Annotated in this window: 18 protein-coding genes; 2 read left to right on the top strand and 16 right to left on the bottom strand. The window is 65.2% G+C overall.

What is annotated here, in order from left to right; genetic code table 11:
* Positions 1-104: 104 nt before the first annotated feature.
* The 4 genes from ACQ66H_RS15805 to ACQ66H_RS15790 all read right to left on the bottom strand — a co-directional run bounded on the left by ACQ66H_RS15805 (position 105) and on the right by ACQ66H_RS15790 (position 3,005).
* Positions 105-413, bottom strand: a complete 309-nt coding sequence (locus ACQ66H_RS15805) for a hypothetical protein (RefSeq protein ID WP_430434800.1) — start codon at positions 411-413, stop codon at positions 105-107.
* 66 nt (positions 414-479) lie between these two features.
* On the bottom strand, positions 480-1,424 hold the full coding sequence (locus tag ACQ66H_RS15800) for a phage capsid protein (RefSeq protein ID WP_430434799.1): 945 nt from the start codon (positions 1,422-1,424) through the stop codon (positions 480-482).
* A 38-nt stretch (positions 1,425-1,462) separates the two neighbouring features.
* Complete coding sequence (locus tag ACQ66H_RS15795) at positions 1,463-1,822, bottom strand: DUF2190 family protein (protein WP_430434798.1); 360 nt, start codon at positions 1,820-1,822, stop codon at positions 1,463-1,465.
* A gap of 40 nt (positions 1,823-1,862) precedes the next feature.
* Positions 1,863-3,005 (bottom strand): hypothetical protein, encoded by a 1,143-nt coding sequence (locus ACQ66H_RS15790; RefSeq protein ID WP_430434797.1) that lies wholly within the window; start codon positions 3,003-3,005, stop codon positions 1,863-1,865.
* Between the two features lie 94 nt (positions 3,006-3,099).
* Between ACQ66H_RS15790 and ACQ66H_RS15785 the strand changes: the two genes are divergently transcribed.
* Positions 3,100-3,495, top strand: coding sequence for a hypothetical protein (locus tag ACQ66H_RS15785; protein WP_430434796.1), 396 nt, complete (start codon positions 3,100-3,102; stop codon positions 3,493-3,495).
* Here ACQ66H_RS15785 and ACQ66H_RS15780 read toward each other — a convergent pair.
* From ACQ66H_RS15780 to ACQ66H_RS15725, 12 genes are all read right to left on the bottom strand, one after another.
* Positions 3,459-3,887, bottom strand: coding sequence for a hypothetical protein (locus tag ACQ66H_RS15780; protein ID WP_430434795.1), 429 nt, complete (start codon positions 3,885-3,887; stop codon positions 3,459-3,461). The genes ACQ66H_RS15785 and ACQ66H_RS15780 overlap by 37 nt on opposite strands.
* A complete protein-coding gene (locus ACQ66H_RS15775) occupies positions 3,874-7,653 on the bottom strand; it encodes a phage minor head protein (RefSeq protein ID WP_430434794.1) in 3,780 nt (1,259 codons plus the stop codon). The genes ACQ66H_RS15780 and ACQ66H_RS15775 overlap by 14 nt, the downstream gene beginning before the upstream one ends.
* Entirely contained in the window at positions 7,646-9,217 is a 1,572-nt protein-coding gene (locus ACQ66H_RS15770; protein ID WP_430434793.1) for a DUF935 domain-containing protein, read from the bottom strand. Before ACQ66H_RS15770 ends, ACQ66H_RS15775 begins: the two co-directional genes overlap by 8 nt.
* 3 nt (positions 9,218-9,220) lie before the next feature.
* Positions 9,221-10,852 (bottom strand): phage terminase large subunit, encoded by a 1,632-nt coding sequence (gene terL, locus ACQ66H_RS15765; protein WP_430434792.1) that lies wholly within the window; start codon positions 10,850-10,852, stop codon positions 9,221-9,223.
* The gene (locus ACQ66H_RS15760) at positions 10,749-11,201 is read right to left on the bottom strand and encodes a hypothetical protein (RefSeq protein ID WP_430434791.1); all 453 of its coding nucleotides are present in this window, start codon (positions 11,199-11,201) and stop codon (positions 10,749-10,751) included. Before ACQ66H_RS15760 ends, terL begins: the two co-directional genes overlap by 104 nt.
* Before the next feature lie 16 nt (positions 11,202-11,217).
* Positions 11,218-11,613, bottom strand: a complete 396-nt coding sequence (locus ACQ66H_RS15755; protein WP_430434790.1) for a Mor transcription activator family protein — start codon at positions 11,611-11,613, stop codon at positions 11,218-11,220.
* 4 nt (positions 11,614-11,617) lie between these two features.
* Complete coding sequence (locus ACQ66H_RS15750; protein WP_430435653.1) at positions 11,618-12,031, bottom strand: RusA family crossover junction endodeoxyribonuclease; 414 nt, start codon at positions 12,029-12,031, stop codon at positions 11,618-11,620.
* Positions 12,032-12,254: 223 nt separating this feature from the next.
* Complete coding sequence (locus tag ACQ66H_RS15745; protein WP_430434789.1) at positions 12,255-12,668, bottom strand: hypothetical protein; 414 nt, start codon at positions 12,666-12,668, stop codon at positions 12,255-12,257.
* Positions 12,637-13,590 carry a YdaU family protein gene (locus tag ACQ66H_RS15740; protein ID WP_430434788.1) on the bottom strand — a complete coding sequence of 318 codons (954 nt, stop codon included), beginning with the start codon at positions 13,588-13,590 and terminating at the stop codon, positions 12,637-12,639. Before ACQ66H_RS15740 ends, ACQ66H_RS15745 begins: the two co-directional genes overlap by 32 nt.
* Entirely contained in the window at positions 13,587-14,387 is an 801-nt protein-coding gene (locus ACQ66H_RS15735) for a DNA-methyltransferase (protein ID WP_430434787.1), read from the bottom strand. The genes ACQ66H_RS15740 and ACQ66H_RS15735 overlap by 4 nt, the downstream gene beginning before the upstream one ends.
* Positions 14,384-14,800 carry a hypothetical protein gene (locus ACQ66H_RS15730; protein ID WP_430434786.1) on the bottom strand — a complete coding sequence of 139 codons (417 nt, stop codon included), beginning with the start codon at positions 14,798-14,800 and terminating at the stop codon, positions 14,384-14,386. The genes ACQ66H_RS15735 and ACQ66H_RS15730 overlap by 4 nt, the downstream gene beginning before the upstream one ends.
* Before the next feature lie 60 nt (positions 14,801-14,860).
* Positions 14,861-15,100: a transcriptional regulator gene (locus ACQ66H_RS15725; protein WP_430434785.1), complete on the bottom strand. Its 240-nt coding sequence runs from the start codon at positions 15,098-15,100 to the stop codon at positions 14,861-14,863.
* Positions 15,101-15,206: 106 nt separating this feature from the next.
* Between ACQ66H_RS15725 and ACQ66H_RS15720 the strand changes: the two genes are divergently transcribed.
* Positions 15,207-15,905: a LexA family protein gene (locus ACQ66H_RS15720; RefSeq protein WP_430434784.1), complete on the top strand. Its 699-nt coding sequence runs from the start codon at positions 15,207-15,209 to the stop codon at positions 15,903-15,905.
* Position 15,906: the final 1 nt, after the last annotated feature.

Genomic DNA, 15,906 nt, shown 5'->3' with positions numbered 1-15,906 from the left:
AAGTCCCAGGCGAGCGTGATCCCCGCCGCTGCCGGGTTGTCCGGATTGCGAGCGAGCGGCAGGGTCCGCTGATCATGAGCGACAGCCATGTCGAGCGAGTTCTATCAGGCGCCCGGATTGCTGGTGTCGCCCTGACCACCGTCACCGCCTTCGCCGCCGCCGGTTCCTTCGGGGGCGCCGCCGGTGCCTTCGCCGCCTTCAGGCTTCGTGTCGCCCTCGGGCTTCTTGTCGCCTTCCTGCTGATCCGGGAAGTCGCCACTGACACGACCGTCGCCGAACATCTCGACCGCCTCGTCGTACGTCAGTTCGATGGTGTCGCCTTCCTTGTAGCGCTTGCCGTTGTGCTTGATCTCGCGCAGCACCATGAACGGCCTGGTGGGCTCTCTATTCGCCTTCTCGATCTTCTTCGCCATGATTCGATGCCTCCAGAATGAGCGGCCCGGCGCCAATGGCCGGGCCGTTGATGGGCGGGACGCGCGTTACAGCACGTTGTAGAGCAGGTAGCCGCAGTCGGCCGCGGTGATCAGTTCCTTCACCGACTCGCCCACGCGCACGCGTTGGGAGCCGCGAAGGCCGATCTTCGGCTCGGGCATGACGCCAGCGACCCGATTGCCGTATTCGGCCGTGGCACCGAAGGTGATACGGTTTCCGCGGATGCCGGCAAGCGGGTTCTGGTGGAGCATCGCGAAGCTGTCGCCCCACACATCCGCGATTGCGAGGGTCTGCCCCGGCTTGCTGGTCGCCTTCTTGGCGCGGCCGATGAGCACCTTCTCGAACTCGAACAGTTCCTGGAACTGCTGGATGGACAGGATGCCGCCGCCGCTGGCATTGACCGGAAAGAACGCCTTGATCAGCGCGGGGTGACGGCGCAGCGCGAACCACACGCTTTCGCCCATGACGCACGTGTTGTACGGCATGAGCGCCGCTTCCTTCGCCGTCAGGATGTCGGCGACCGGATCGCTGGCCGTCTCGGTGTAGGCGTTCCACTTGTCGGTGGAGCCGGACAGTTCGAGCTTGTTGCCAGTCGGGTACGTGGCAGCGCCGAACACGAGATCGGCGGTGCGGATCTCGCGATCGAGCATCACCAGTTCCGAGGTGCCCTCGGTGGCCTTGCCCAGCGGATCGAGGCCCGGCTTTCCCTTGGCGGCGTCGATGTCCTCTTGCGGGACCACATCGTCCAAGCCGTAGTCGGCCACGCTCGACGTTTCTTCGGTCGCCTTGAATTCGACCTCGTTCGGCGCGCTCTTGCGGCCGACGAGGGTTGACGGAACCTGGAAGAGGCCAGCTTTCTCGTGCTTGTCCCACTTGAAGCTGCGTTCGTTGACGGTCATACGCGGCAGAACTTCGTCGGCGATCATCGCGCGGTTGGCATAGGCCAGCGCGATGGCCGTGTACTGCACGCTCGGGGTGAAGGGGTGGTTCATTTCTCAGTACCTCTCGATTTCTGTTGGTGGGGAGCGGCTTACACGGAGCCCGGCGACAGCAGCACGGAGCCGATGTCACCGGACACGCCGGAGTCCATCGCGACGCCGATCACGCGGTTGGATGCCGTGGTGGTTGCGATGGCTTGGCCGTTCGCGTCGCTGGTGAGCAGGTCGCCGACAGCGACGTTGCCGCCGTACTTGACCAGCGCGATGCCATCGACGATGACGTCGAACGTCTCGCCGCTTGCCGCACCCAGGTTGTCGGAGACGCCGAACATCTTGTCGGTCGCCGCAGCTGCCTGAATGGCCTGGTTATCGGCGGCGCCGAACTTGACGATGCGGTTGGGATTGACCGCCGCGCCGGCGATCAGGGTTTTCTGCAGGCCTTCGTTGCGCATGGTGCGTTCCTCTCGTGCGATTGCTGTGGGGGTTACCGCATCACGCGGCGGTGTCGATGACCTGTGCGACGGCCTCGGTGTAGCTCAGGTGCTTGCCGGCCCTCTCGGCTGCAGCGACCAGATCGCGCGCCTTGTCGGCTACGGCCTCGGCGTTGGCCGGATCGGTTCCGGACTTGTCTTCCGCGCGGGCGCGCTCCTGGTATTCGACGACCTTCGGGCCGGCGGCCACGTCGCGCAGGTAGGCCTCGCGCTGCGTCACCTTCTCGGCCTTGTCGCCTTCGCCGAAGTCGAACGACGCGTCCTTGTCGGCGAGGCCCATCGCGAAGTTGACGACGGCCTTGCGCTTGGCCGGCAGCACGCGGCCGTCCTTGATCAGAGCATCGACGCGGGCTTCGACTGCGGTGCGCGCCGCTGCGGCTTCGCGCTCGGTCAGCGACTTCTCGCGCTCGCTGAAGTCGGCCGCCTGGGTCTTCAGGGTGGTGTTCTCGCCTTCCAGCGTGGTCACGCGACCCTTCAGGGCCTCGTTCTCCGCCTGTATCGCGGCGATCTGCTCGGGGGTCAGTTTCATGTCGTCCTCTTCGTAGGAAATGGCCGGAGCGGCGTCCGGGGTTGCGGGGGTGAGGTGGGCGCGCTGCAGGTCTTCAACGAGGTATTCGGGGACGACCTTGTCGGCTTCCTCGATGCCCTCTTTGCCGATCAGCCAGTCGCGCAGCGAACGGAACAGGCGCGCGACCGGCCAGGCCGGCGCGTCGGCAAAATCGATGGTGATGGCGCCGTCGTCGTCGGCGAACTCGACGGGCTTCAGGCCCTTGACCGCCGGCGGTTGTGCGCCCAGGAATGCGACGTGACGCAGGTAGTAGCTGCCCGGCGTCGGGTTGTGCGGGCTGTCCGGCGTGTAGAACGACGCGCTGCGCTTCTTGAAGCGGCCAGCGCCGACCATCTCCTCGAACTGGGCTTCAACCTGATCCGGGTCGGCGACGATGCGACCATCGTCGTACTGCAGGCTGGCGATCCAGCCGTAAGCCGGCAGGTTGTCTGCCGGGTGTCCGATGGTGATCGGTGCCTCGTGCAGCTGCGGGTCATAGGCCTCGACGGCGGCGCGCAGGTCGTCCTCGCTGAAGTTCAGCGTGGTGCCGTTGCTTGCGGTCTGCTTCCCGGCCTTGAAGATCTCGAAGGGTTTCATGTTGACGCACGGTGTTGTTGTCGTGGGTCGCATGGTGGCGGTGCTGCGGGGTGGTCATAACCCGCAGTTTTTTTAGAAAAACAGGGGGTGTCCTATGTGGGTATTTCTGAACAACGCGTTCGTCTCGATCGTCCAGCATCGCGATGACTCGAGCCTGGTGCTGGTGCGGGGTCGGGTCGATGGTGACGTGCAGCGCTTCATGGGCGAGCACATGCCGGAAGGGGTGAAGGTGGAGCGCACGCCGCGGGCCGACTACCTGTTCCGCGCCATCGTTCCGCGCGCAGCTGTCGATGCAGCTATGCGTGAGGCTGTAGGCGGCATCGACTATGGGAACTTCAAGGATTCAGTCGATGACAGCGCCAGGCACGACGCGTACACGGCGTGCTGGTCCGCGATGTACCGGCTGCAGCTGACGCAGGACGTGGTCCAGAGAGCCCGGAAGATCGGGCAGGGCTACGACGATGCGGCTTCCGACGTGCTCGGCGGCTGATCTTCTCCGAACACCAGCGCGCGCACTCGCTCGCGCTCTTCTTCCCAAGTCGTACCGGCCGCGGCGAGGCCCTCCTGCATGAAGGTGATGGCCTCGCCGATCTGGTCCGCGTCTTCCTCCTGGACATACTCGGCGATCGTCACTGACCACGCACCGCCATCGGCAGCGATGTTGAATGCGCTGCCGAACTGCAGCACCTGGGCTTTGGCGGCACGGTGTTCTGCTGGCGTGGCGGCCCCGTTCCGATCCAGATACTGCGGTTCGACCCAAACAAGCCCGTCGCCGTCTCCGAACACGAACGCCGCGGCCCTGTAGAGGGTGTCCTCCTCGGTCTTCACGATGACGATTGCGCCGCTGCGCCATGTGCTGGCGACTTCCTCAACTGTTGGCATTGTGCTGAGCCTTGGTGATGATCACGTCCTTCAGGTCGCGGCCGTCCGGCCACTGCCTGTAACCCTTCGAGCGCAGCCAGTCGATCGCCTCGGTGACCTCGGCCTTGCTCGATAGAACAATCTTGTCGAGGTCGTCGAAGATCGACAACCCGTTCTTGAAAATCGTCTCGTTGCTGGCGTAGTTCGCGGCTGTACGGAATGAATCCACTGTTTGGCCTGATCGGTTGGGCTCCATTCGATCGGGGCGCGTGTCACCGAACATGTCCGTGTTGTACGTGATGGCATCCATGCGACGCAGAGCGCTCGCCTTCCAATACACGCCGGTACCGGTGCCTCCCCCGCGGCGGCGTGCAATTCGTGTGAAGTGATATTCACCGCCACCCGTCTGCAGGTCGGCCACCACTGAGGATCCCGACAGAGCAACGCCGCGGCGCACTCGGTCCGTCAGACTTGCGAACACTCCGCCGCCGTCGATGATCGGCTTCAGTCGCTCGAACACGGCTCGGCCGGCATCGCGGCCTAGCCCCTGCGGGTTGTGATAGAGCACGTGGTCGCGCGAGAACTCCTGAAACTCGGGGCCGTCCAGGTCCGGCCGGAGCTGGTAGGCGCGCCCGTGACCGAATGCCTGCCGCACGCCTTCGATGGTCTTCCAGCCCTCTGACCGCTCGATGTCCACGCCCGTCGCGTTCTTCAGGATGTCTAGCTTCTTGCGAACGCCGTCGGCGCCGGCGTCTTTGACGGCCGCGAACTCACGTCGCGCGACGATGTTCCGGATGATCCGAAGCTTGGCGAAGGCGTCGAGGTACAGGTGCTGTCGATCGACCTCTGACGACCTGCGCGAATCGATTCCAGCGGCGTCCATCGCCTCGAATACGCGAGCGGTCGAGACTATCCCTTTCCCCGGCACGTCGATCTGCACGGTGCCCTGCAGGGCATACACCACGTCCTTCGTCAACGGGAAGTAGGTGATGCGTGTTCCGTCCGGCAGTTCGGCCTCGTAATGCGCCAGCACGCCGTGAGCGGACCCGATGCCATCTGTCTCACGCGCGAAGCTGCGGTCGAAGGCGTTCAAGCGGTAGGCGTATCCACCGGACACGCGGCGCCAAGCGAGCGCGCCGTCCCGCTCTGCGCTGGCTCGCGCATACGCCATCTCATTCGGGAACGCCGCGGTCGGGAACTGGATCGGAATGCGCGTTGGCACGGTATTCAGCTGCACACGGCCTTCCAGCGACTCGCGCCAGTCAGACAGCAGCTGCGCGAGCTTTCGCAGCGGCACAGGGTCAGCGGCGGCCTGTGCGGCGCGTTCCAGATCACGGACAGCATCACGGACAAGGCGGTCGGCTGCCGTCATCTTGTCCATGACGCGTGCGTCGATTACGGAACCTGAGTCGGCGCGGTGATTGATGGATTTCACGACCGCCAACAGAGCGTCCCGCGCTGCGCCGATCTGCACCACGTCTCCGGTCCCCGTCGCGTTCTTGATGCCCTCCAGCAGTTGTTCGGACGCTGCCGTGCTGAGCTTCAGCCATCCTCGCGTTGCGTCGGTTCCGTCCGCGCGCCGGAACGTGTGCACGACAACCATGTGCTCGTCGATCTGGTCGGCGTCTGTGCTCATGCCGTAGCCATTCACCCGGCTGTCCTCGATCGCGCGCTGCTCGCCATCCGTCACACGCGCGACCGGCACCGGTTCGGTGGCCTTGCCCAGCTGCGCGGCGCGCCGGGCGGCCTCGGGGTACTTTTTGGCCAGCGTCCTCTTTCTGGCGATCAGCATGTCGGCCAGGGCGCGGCGCTCTGCATCATCGCGCGGGCCGATCTGCTCGACCAGCTGGCGGATCGCGTCGTCTTCGATCTGCAGCACGCGCACGACGCCGGCCTCGATCTGCTCGCCCGTCAGGCGTCCGAACACGGCGCGGGCGTTCGCGTTCTGCGACGCGTCGCGCAGCGTGTCCAGTTCGGCCACCTGGTCGTTCCATGCGGCGCCCTTCAGCCCGCCTTGTGCGCGGTAGCGCAGCGCGCCGCCTGTATCGACGCGTATGGCCCGGCCACCCTTCAGCAGCAGGTTGTCGTAGCCCAGGCCGATCACGTCCCAGTTGGCCAGCCATGCGTTGACCGCGAAGCCCTCGGCGGTTCCTGCGGCTGCGGCCAGCTTCTCGGGAGCGCCCTTGCTCAAGCCTTCGACGATCCTCGACGCGATTGTCGGGCGGCCCTCGAACTGCACGAAATGCAGTTCTGGAACCTCGATGCCGGCCAGCTCGTACAGCTTGCCTGCCAGCACCTCGTTGCGTGCGATGTCCTCGGATGCGGGATGCTTCAGATACCACTGAATGCCCGTCTCGGTGTCCTGGTAGAGCCCGCCCGGGTTGCTTCCGCGCTGTTCGCCGATCTTCGTCAGCGTGCGCACGTTCGGCGGGGTGCCTCCAGTGATCACGGCAGACTCGGCGGCCGCCTTCGCCTCCGCTGCGGCCTGCAGTGCGGCCTTTTCGGCGTCGATCTTCGCGAGGAACTGGGATTGCGCCGCCTCGTCCAGGCTGTTGAAGGCCTTCACGAGTGCCGGCGATGGCGTCTTGCCAGACAGCACCGCCTTCTTGTATCCGCTCAGGTTGGCCGACAGCTTCTTCGCTGCCTGGATCTCCGCGGCCTTCGCCTGGATGGATAGCAGCTGCTCGACCGGCTGCAGTCCGTCCAGCGCGCCCGCCTTCGTGAGTTGTGCGAGAGCTGTCTGTTGGAGCTTGAGCCCCGGCGCATCCAGTGAGCCCGCCTTGATGTTATCGATCGCCGTCTGCGCTGCGGCCTGCTTCGCCTTCTCTGCCGCCATCGCCTGCGCGCGTTTCAGTGCGGCCTGCGCCTCTGCATTGGCCAGCGCTGCCTGTGCTTCGGCCGCGGCCTTCGCAACCTCCGCAGCCTTCTCCGCCTTCTGGATGCTCTCCTGTGCCGCCTGTCGCATGGCGTGCGGCATGCGGCTGACCTTCTCGCGCAGCAGCTTCTGCAGGTTGGCGACGTAGGCGCGTCCGACGTTCGCGGCGAAGCCGGGGTCGATGCCCTGTGGCACGTGCTCGACGCCGCCCGTGCGCGGGTTCTTCCACTGGTAGGTGCCGTCGGTCGGGGCCTGCTGGTCGAGGCTCAGACCCAGCGCCTCGGCCTCTTCGGCACTTAGTTGGATGACGCCGCACCGGCAGTTGTAGCCGTTGGGCGGATAGTGGGTGTGCCACCAGCCATGCGTGACCGGCAGAACCTTCCGGTCCCAGGATCGATGCAGCGGCCGCGTGCGGAAGTCGTCCACCGCGTCGTACATGAGATAGGGCGCGATGTCCGCCTGGTCCTCGATCTGTCTCCACTGGCCGGCCGCGTAGGCGCTCTGCATGTTCGTGCGGAAGATCGTTTCGAGGCGCGACGGTGTGCCAAGGCGCGCATTCACCGTGGCACCTGTGGCCGGGTCGATCACGTCCTTGCGGCCCCACCAGCCCGCAGCCTGCAGAGTCGGCATCAGTTGGTCCGACCAGTCGCGGAAAGTCACGCCGTTGGCCAGCGCGTCGTCGAGGCTGCCGCGCACGTGAGCAAGCAGGTCCAGATCCATCATCTTTGCGACGGTGAAGGCGTGTTGATGCGCCTCCGCAGTCATGTCGGCGTAGCTGAACGAGGGCTGCAGTCCCTTCGACTGGAAGTAGCCGACCGCATCCTCGGGCGCCAGGTCGAACGATGCGGCGATGGGCGCTTCAAGGAACGACAGGATCGATGCGGCATCAGCCGCGCGGCGGACCTTACGCATCGCTTCGCTGTGCTCGGAACGCGCCCAGCAGGCGCGAGAACAGCGAAGCCCGCGTGAGCTTGTCCAGTGCCTCGGGGGCAGGGGTTTCCGCCGCCATCTCGTCCAGCCGTCGGCGGAAGGTGTCGATGTCCTCGCTGTACTGCAGGGCGTCGATCAGTGCGCCCACTCGCCGGCCGAGGATCGTGTCGTACTGCTGCGCGAACTGGACGGCCGCTTCGACCATCGCGTCTTGGTCGCCTCGGCGTGCAGAAAGCAACGCGGCTAGCGCAGCCGTCTCGGCGAAGTCGGCGGGCTGCGGTGGCGTCTGGTCGCCGGGCTGGCGGGGCAGGGCGCCAGGCATCGCCGGCAGCTGTGGGGGCGGTTCCTTCTTCGTCCAGCCCTCGCCGTATGTTTCCTTGATGTAGCTCTCGTCGGGCTCGTACCCCATCGCGTGCAGCTTGCTGTCGCGCTCGGCGCGGGTGTTCAGATCCTCGGGCGGTTCGACCTTGCGATAGACGCGCGGCATTTCTACGCCGGGGAAGTTCCATTCCATCCACCAGCGCACGACGGACCGGTTGAAGCTCTCGCACACAAGATCGGCGTCGGCCTTCACCACGTCATCGCGCACGCTCTTCTGCGTGTCGTCCGCGCCCAGCTTCCCGGGCGTGCCCTCGGTGCTGGCCGTCTGTGACAGCACGACCTTGGCGATCGCCTTGTCCATGTAGCCGCACATGGTCGCGTAGTCGGCGGTACCGGTGCGCGTTGCCTCGATAAGGTTGACGACGAGGTTTTCGGGGACGATCACACCGCTGTCGGTAGCGATCGAGTCGAGCACCTTGCGCGCTTCCGCGATGGTCTTCGGATCGTCCATCATGCCGGGCGGAACGGTCGCCCTTGTGGTTGGCTGGCCGAAGCGCTCCAGGAACACCAGCCAGAACTTCACGCCGTTGCGCTTGAAGAAGACCGGCCAGTAGATCGAGTGCGCGAGGCCCAGCCCGTAGGGGTCGTCGTGGCTGTCGTTGCCGGCGGTCATGGTCCAGAACTTCCGGTCTGGCATTTCCTCCAGCGTGCCGCCGTTGCGCAGCAGATAGAGCGCACCGCTGTGGCCGAAACGGAAGCGCGAGCGGTCGCGCACCTTCACGTCGGCGATGCGCACGCGGTCCGGGCCGGGCGCCCACATCACTTCACCGATGCCCCAGCCATAGAACACGCTGAACAGCGCCTTGTCGGTGATGTCGTCCCAGCGAATCGCCTTCAGATCCTCGCGCAGGGCTTCCGCGGCTTCCTCGGCGCGCGCGTCCTCGGCGCCTGCCTCGACAACCCACTCGCGCGACACGACCGCGGTGCGTCGCTGCTGCAGCGTGCTGCGCACTTGGTCATCGCGCAGCAGTTCCTTGTAGATCGCCAGCTGCCCGATGCCGCCGCCCTTCGTCTGGATGATCGTGTCGGTCGGCGCCAGCACGTCCATGTAGCCGTTCATGCGCGTGGTCGCGCGCGCGAAGCTGCCAAAGTGGTCCGGCTTCGCCAGCTCCATCAGTTCAGGCTTGGCGGGCTGCGCGTCCGTGGTGGTGGCGGTGTCTGCCATGTCTCAATACCCCGATGTGTCGGCGCTCGCGCGCCGGGATGGTGATGTGTTGCTGTTGCCGTCCAGCTCGCGCAGCGCCTTGGCGGTTTCGCGCGGGCCAGTGGATTCACTGGTGATCGATACGCTCCAGTTCTCGGCCCACTTCAGGAACTGCGTCAGCTGGTCAACCTGGTCGTCGTGCGTGGCCAGCGGGAAAGCGAAGAATTCCCGCTCAAAGTCGGCTAGCCAAGGTGCAGATTCCGGCAGATGCACTAGACCCGCCTCGGTCGTGGGGCTCACTTCATCGGCGCGGAACAGCTTCGACCCGCACGGCTCGATAGCGATGACGGGGATGCTGGTGCTCGATCGCAGATCCTGGATAAGGCTGGTGCCGCTGCCCTTGTCCTCGATGAGCACGGCGCGCGGCTTGTCGCGCTCTGCGTAGGCGATGACCTTCCGCTTCAGATCTGGATACTCCAGGCGCTCGGCGACGACCTCGGCCAAGTAGTAGCCCGACACGCCGCGGCCCAGCCGATACACGCCGCCGGCCGTCGGGTCGTTGCGCTCGCCGTCCTTCTGAGCGGTGTCCCAGCTGTGCACGCAGATGTTCGCGGCGGCGGGGATTGCGCCGTACCGATTGCGGAACCACTGACGCTTGAACGTGCCGCCTTCGCCGGGTGCCGGCCGCTGCTGGAACAGGGCCGACCACGTGCGCGCGCTGCGCATGAACGGCGCCCAGTGGTCCGAGCCGAACCACTCGGGCCAGATGAATTCACCGGGCTTGCGGCCCAGCGGGTCGTCGCTGCGCTCGCACATCGCCGGCAGGCACAGCACCTCCCAGTCGTCGCCATCGTTGCACCGGATGATGCCGCTGCGTCCGTCGTAGCCCTTCGGGAGCAGGCGACCGGCGATGTCGTCCTCGTGCCATCGCGTCTGCACGATCACGACGAATCCGCCCGGTATCAGGCGGGTCAGCATGTCGTCGTTGTAAGCGTCCCACGTCGTGGCCCGGATCGTCTCGCTCTCGGCCTGCTGGCGGCCCTTGATCGGGTCGTCGATGAACAGGCCGTGGGCGCGATTGCCGGTGATGCCGGACAGAATGCCGCCGGCCAGGTATTCGGATCCGTTGGTCAGCGCCCATTCGTGCGCGGCGCTGGTCTGTGCGCTGATCGAGCAGCCGAACAGGGACGCGAAGGCCGGGGAGCGCGCGATCTGTCGAGCACGGCGGCCCAGGCGTCGCGCCAACGGCGTCGCGTAGCTGCCCAGGATGTACCGGCGATCGCGCTGCTTCGCCATCAGGTACGCCGGCGCGACGACGCTGCAGTACGTGCTCTTCGCGCTGCCCGGCGGCATGAACACCATCAGCCGGCCGCGGTGCCTGTTCGCCGTGCGCTCGATGGCCTGCAGCAGCAGAAGGTGGTGCAGGGCCAGCCCGGTTTCGACGGGCTGGAACAGCCATTCGTCTTCGTCCTCGCTGACCGGTGCGCCCGGTATGTCGATCGCCTGCGCGAACCCGACAAGACTGTCACGACCGCGCCGACGGCGCAGCAGCTCAGCGGCTGCCGCCTGCGGCGATAGTGGCAAGCTCATCGTCTGTGAATTCGGTGGCGTTGCGGGTTTCCTTCTTGATCGGCGGGGCGTCGGGGTCGCCGCCAAGTCCGATGCGCTGCGGCGCGTCCAGGCCTTCCAGCTTCGCGCGCCGCTCCATGATCTTCAGCACGCGATCGATGGCGGTCGCGTTGCCCTTCTTCGCCTTGTCCCACAGGAAAGACTGCAGGTCATCCAGCCGTTGCATTTCGAGGGCGCGCAGCTGCTCGGCGTTCTGGCTGGTCTGCGTGCGCACTTCCAGCAGCTTGCGCTCGAACAGCTGGTGGGCGCGCTGGGTAGAGACGCCAAGGGCGGCGCCGATCTTCTCGAACGTGGCGCCACCCTTTCGCATCTCGAACACGATGTTCTCGCGCTCGGCACGCGTGGCCTTCGACTTGTTGTTCGCCGCGCGGGTCATTTCAAGTTCCTATGCGTCAATCGTTCTGGTCGCTGAACAGGTCAGCGGCGGCGGTTTCCTGCGGCTCGTTTTCGCGCGCCTGCATCTTGGCCAGCACGGCGTCGATGCCGGGCCTGGTGAGGCCCCAGCGCAGGGACAGGCGCTGTTTGCTGGCGCCGTCTTTCCACTCCTGGTAGATCAGGGCGTTCCGTAGATCGATGGTCGCGTTGCGCTCGATCGGCAGGGACAGCGTGCAGCGCGGATACTCGGCTGCCAGCTTCTGCGCTGCTTCGAGGCCGATGGCGAAGGCGATGGGGTGCATGCGGTCGATGTGCTCGGGCACGTACAGGTCGCGGCCACCCCAGCGGCTCACGAGTTCGAGGCACGCCGGCAGGCCGATCACGTCGGCGATTTCCCTGAGCACTCTCTGCATGGTCTTACTCTCCGGCGCCGATCTCTGCGATGCGGATGCGCACGCCCGGCACAGCGCTGTAGCGCTTCCGTTTCGTCACATCCACGACCTGCACATCGTCGTTCCAGACCACGCCGTTCAAGCCGTCGAAAATTGCCTTCTCGACGTTGTCGATATCCGGCTTCTTGGTGGGCAGCAGCTGTCCGTCGAGTGCCTCGTTCTGCTTCCGCTTCGACCAGCTCGCCGGAACCGGCAAGCGGATGTCGAGCTGCACACTCACCGCACCGGCAATCAGGTCGCGTCCGTTCATCGCCACGTGACCGGCGTGCGCTACGAGGCCTTCGTAGTTCGCCGTCTTCTCTGGCGTGTAGAGCTGCGCGAACTTTCCGCCGCGACTCGCTACCTTCGGGCGACCCTTACCGACGGGGGTACCGGGCACTGTGAAAGTGATCACTCGACCGGGCTCTTCCGCGCCTTCCACAGCTCGACCACTGCCGCCCTGACGTGCTCCAGTTCCTCCGGCGACATCGTCGCGGCCAGTGCATCCCTCACGTGCCGCGGTTGCTCCGAAATCCATCTGATCCTGCATTTTTCGCACCCCTCGATGTACCAGCCTGAACGGCCGTTATTGGCAGCTGCTCTTGCGCAGCCCTCGCATGTCGTCACGCTGCGGACGTCATCCGGCGGATCAGGTCCTGCACGCCGGACATGTTCCGCTTCCGGGCCTCGGCGCCCGGGTGTGGGGCCTTGAGCAGCGGCGGCATCGCTCCGGGTGCCTGTCGGCACAGGTCCAGGAACTCGGGCAACGTCGGTGGCAGCTGGCGGTGACGGCAGGCCTCGATTGCGCGGCCGATGCGGTGCTGGCCGTCCTTGTCGGCGAAGCCGGACAGCTCGACGGCCCACTGGGCTTTCGCGAGCAGCATGCCCTTGTCGGCCTTGACGCCGCCGGGCAGTTCCATCGTCTCGCCGGTGCGCCAGCGATCGAGCCACAGGCTGCCGTACAGCCCTTGCAGGCGGTCGAACAGCCGGTCGATCAGCTTCGCGTCAAGGGGCGGGCGCTTCGATGCGCTGGACATCGTTCGATCCTCCGTGGTGCTGGGTGGCGGCCATTGCTTCGGCCAGGCTGGTGCCGGACGCGAGCGCTCGGCCCTCGTCGCGGTTGCGTGGTGCGGATGGCGGTCGCTGCTGCGTGCTGGTCACGTCCCGCAGGATGGCGTCGAGGTACCCGGCGTTGATCGCCGACGGGTCTGCAGCGTCATGCCGTCGCTGCTGCGCGATCTCCAGCGCCTGCAGGGCCTGCACGTCGGTGATGCCGCGCTCTGCCCAGCTGCGGACGGTCGGGTTACCGGTCTGCAGCGCTGCGCCCCTCGGTCGGAGCAGCAGCACCAGCTGCAGGGCACGCTCGGTCACAGCGTCAGGCGGCGCGGCGGGCTGTGACGTGTCACGCCCCTCTCGTTGATCCGTTGACGCCGCTTGTTCACCTTGGTGTCTGGTGTCTGGTGTATGGGTAGACGTGTTGTCACGCGTGACAGGTGGTGTGACGTTCGGTGACTTGTCACGCTGTGTCACGCGTGACAAGAGCGCTTCAAGCTCGGCCGTTTTCGTGTCGAACGCGGGTGTCACGCCGTGACCGCGGAGCGCTTCGAATAGATCTTTTCGGCGTGCGCGCGCCCTTTGCTGGCGTTCTCGTGCGTTGTCTTTCTTCGCTTCCCTGTCCGGAATCGTCTGCCGGTAGCGCTCGATTTCTTCATCGCACCTGTGCTGCCGATATCCCTCGTCCGTGATCTCGAAAAATTCTTCGAGGATCGCGACCACTGCATTTTTTTCGTCGCGGGTGTGCGCGCGAACGCGTCGCTGGATCAGCTTCACGTCTGCCGGCAGGGGCGACTCGCTGGCCATGTACCAGCGGATCAGGCGGCTGTAGATCCCGTCCTCACACGCGGTAAGGTGCGCGGTCGCCTGGTCGTAGTCGCCGATGTGGTGCTCGTAGTAGTTCAAAGAAGCGCCCCCTGTTCAAGCGCCATCGGTGCGTCCGCGAACAGCCGACCCTGCGCGTGCGCGGCTTCCAGGCGGCGGCACGACACGTCGAAGTACTGCAGGCTCTTCTCGATGCCGACGAAGCGCCGGCCGAGCTGCAGGGCTGCAACGCCTGTGCTTGCCGACCCCATGAATGGATCGAGGATCAGGCCTCCGGGTGTCGTTGCCCGCAGAAGGTCCGCCATCAGCGAAACCGGCTTTCCGGTCATATGCTGCTTTTCGCGGTGGTCAACGCGCTCTCGGATGCAGCCGGGCCACGGCCCGCCGTGCTCACTGGGCGCCAGCGGTCCGTTGCTGCCCCACACGACGTATTCGCATTGGTGCCGGAAGTAGCCGGTGTGCGGTGCTCGGCTGCTCTCGGTCTTGTCCCAGGGCACTAGACCGCGCCAGACGAAGCCTCCGGCTTGAACGGCATCGGTCAGGGACGGCAGCTGGCGCCAGTCCGTGAAGACCATGACGTATGCGCCCGGTCTCATGCGGTCGTGCGCCAAGGCCATCCACATCGAGCACCAGAAAGCCCAGCTGCGCGAATCACGGTTGTCGCCGGTGAAGTCGATGTTGTGCGCTGCGTGCGTCGCGTCGCTATTCACGTACTTGGCCACCGCGCTCTGCAGCGCGCGATCGCCGCGCGTCATCCCGCCGCTGGAGTAGGGCGGGTCGGTGACCAGCGCGTCGAACGGGCCGTCGATGTCCTGCAGCACTTCGAGGGCGTCACCCAAGTACAGCGTCGCGTCTCCGATGATCTCGACGCGGATCAAGCCGTCCTCCCCTGCAGCAGCTGCCGCATCAGCTTGTTTTCGGCCTCTGCCTGGGCGAGCTTCTGCAGCGCTTCCTCGGCGCGGCGCTCGGCTTCCGTCTTGATCATGACCAGCGTGCAGCCGACCTGATAGGCCTGCCACTCCGGATAGACGGTGTTCCCGACCACATGGCAGAACTCGGCCACGCGGTCAGCATCCAGCGTGTTCGTTCCCGACTTCAGCCGGCTGAAGGTGCCGGCGTCGAGAGGCGGGTTCATGGCGCCGGCGATTTCCTTGTCGTCCAGACCCGACGCATCGCAGGCGAGCGTGAAGGCCGCGCCCTTGGTCTTCTTGGCGCGGATCATTTCGGCTGGAACGACCACCTGTTGCGGCTTTCGGGCCAATAGAAGTTCGGCTTGAGCAAGTGCCAACATGATTGTTGACCTCAGTTGACTAACCCGTACGGGTAAAAAAAATCGAGGATGTCGGCACGGTCAGGCCTCGGCCGGCGCAGGAGAGTTGCGGATCACTGCCCAGTTGACGTCCGTGCGCAGGTCTTCAACACGGACGGCGCCGCCGGATTCGCGCTCGATGTTGATGCAGGTTTTTTCGGCGACCGGCTGGCCTGTACTCATAGCCTTACGCAGGTATCCGTAGGTGGTTCCGCAGCGCTGGGCGAATAGGTTTTTTTCCGCAGTCGGCAGGCTCTTCAGATAGAGGCGAAGCTTTTCCATTGGTGTCTGACGAAAAGGCGATGCCAAAAGGTTACCGGACAGTAACGCACGGCGTCAAGCGTCGTTGCTGTTTGCCCAGTTACTGGTCAGTACAAAAAAATGCGGCATGGACGATAATGAAACCCTCAACCGGCGGGCCAGGCTCCGCGAACTGATCCGCGAGTGCTTCGGGGACAAGCAAATCAATCTGATCAGGCATGTGCACCATCGGACTGGTGAGATGCCCAATCACGGCGAAATGTCTGTTCTCACGAAGGACCACAGCGGAAAGTCCTTTGGCGACAAGAAGGCCAAGCGCCTGACCGAACAAATAGGAATGCACCGGCGGTGGTTCGATATGCCGCTCGGGACGAACATTGATCCGACCGACTGGATGCGTGATTGGGAAGGCATGAGCAACGTATCCCCTGGGCCAGATCGAAAGGGGCGGATACCGTTGATTTCTTGGGTAAAGGCAGGTGACTTTTCAGAGACCGATGATCCCTTTCAACCTGGCGATGCACTCGACTGGGTGGAGCCGACGGTCACGGTGCAGCGGCATACGTTTGCGCTGCGCGTCGAGGGTGACTCGATGGAACCGGAATTCACGGCCGGCGTGCTGGTGGTCGTCGAGCCCGATATGGAGGCGATGCCAGGTGACTTTGTCATCGCGAAGAACGGCGACAACGAGGCTACGCTAAAGCAGCTGGTGCGCGACGGCGCGGACTTCTACCTGAAGCCCTTGAACGAGCGTTACCCGATCAAGCCGCTGGGCGACTCCGAGATCGTCGGAGTGGTTCGAGAAAAAATCAAACGGTATAGGTGAA

The organism is Methyloversatilis sp. (genome assembly GCF_965284615.1).
In the GTDB taxonomy this organism is placed as follows: Bacteria; Pseudomonadota; Gammaproteobacteria; order Burkholderiales; family Rhodocyclaceae; genus Methyloversatilis.
This window is presented reverse-complemented; position numbering and strand designations above follow the sequence as displayed.

Bases quoted from the DNA above. Each gene is read 5' to 3' on its own strand.
- ACQ66H_RS15805 (WP_430434800.1), bottom strand. From the start codon at position 413: ATGGCGAAGAAGATCGAGAAGGCGAATAGAGAGCCCACCAGGCCGTTC.
- ACQ66H_RS15800 (WP_430434799.1), bottom strand. From the start codon at position 1,424: ATGAACCACCCCTTCACCCCGAGCGTGCAGTACACGGCCATCGCGCTG.
- ACQ66H_RS15795 (WP_430434798.1), bottom strand. From the start codon at position 1,822: ATGCGCAACGAAGGCCTGCAGAAAACCCTGATCGCCGGCGCGGCGGTC.
- ACQ66H_RS15790 (WP_430434797.1), bottom strand. From the start codon at position 3,005: ATGAAACCCTTCGAGATCTTCAAGGCCGGGAAGCAGACCGCAAGCAAC.
- ACQ66H_RS15785 (WP_430434796.1), top strand. From the start codon at position 3,100: ATGTGGGTATTTCTGAACAACGCGTTCGTCTCGATCGTCCAGCATCGC.
- ACQ66H_RS15780 (WP_430434795.1), bottom strand. From the start codon at position 3,887: ATGCCAACAGTTGAGGAAGTCGCCAGCACATGGCGCAGCGGCGCAATC.
- ACQ66H_RS15775 (WP_430434794.1), bottom strand. From the start codon at position 7,653: ATGCGTAAGGTCCGCCGCGCGGCTGATGCCGCATCGATCCTGTCGTTC.
- ACQ66H_RS15770 (WP_430434793.1), bottom strand. From the start codon at position 9,217: ATGGCAGACACCGCCACCACCACGGACGCGCAGCCCGCCAAGCCTGAA.
- ACQ66H_RS15760 (WP_430434791.1), bottom strand. From the start codon at position 11,201: ATGACCCGCGCGGCGAACAACAAGTCGAAGGCCACGCGTGCCGAGCGC.
- ACQ66H_RS15755 (WP_430434790.1), bottom strand. From the start codon at position 11,613: ATGCAGAGAGTGCTCAGGGAAATCGCCGACGTGATCGGCCTGCCGGCG.
- ACQ66H_RS15745 (WP_430434789.1), bottom strand. From the start codon at position 12,668: ATGTCCAGCGCATCGAAGCGCCCGCCCCTTGACGCGAAGCTGATCGAC.
- ACQ66H_RS15730 (WP_430434786.1), bottom strand. From the start codon at position 14,800: ATGTTGGCACTTGCTCAAGCCGAACTTCTATTGGCCCGAAAGCCGCAA.
- ACQ66H_RS15725 (WP_430434785.1), bottom strand. From the start codon at position 15,100: ATGGAAAAGCTTCGCCTCTATCTGAAGAGCCTGCCGACTGCGGAAAAA.
- ACQ66H_RS15720 (WP_430434784.1), top strand. From the start codon at position 15,207: ATGGACGATAATGAAACCCTCAACCGGCGGGCCAGGCTCCGCGAACTG.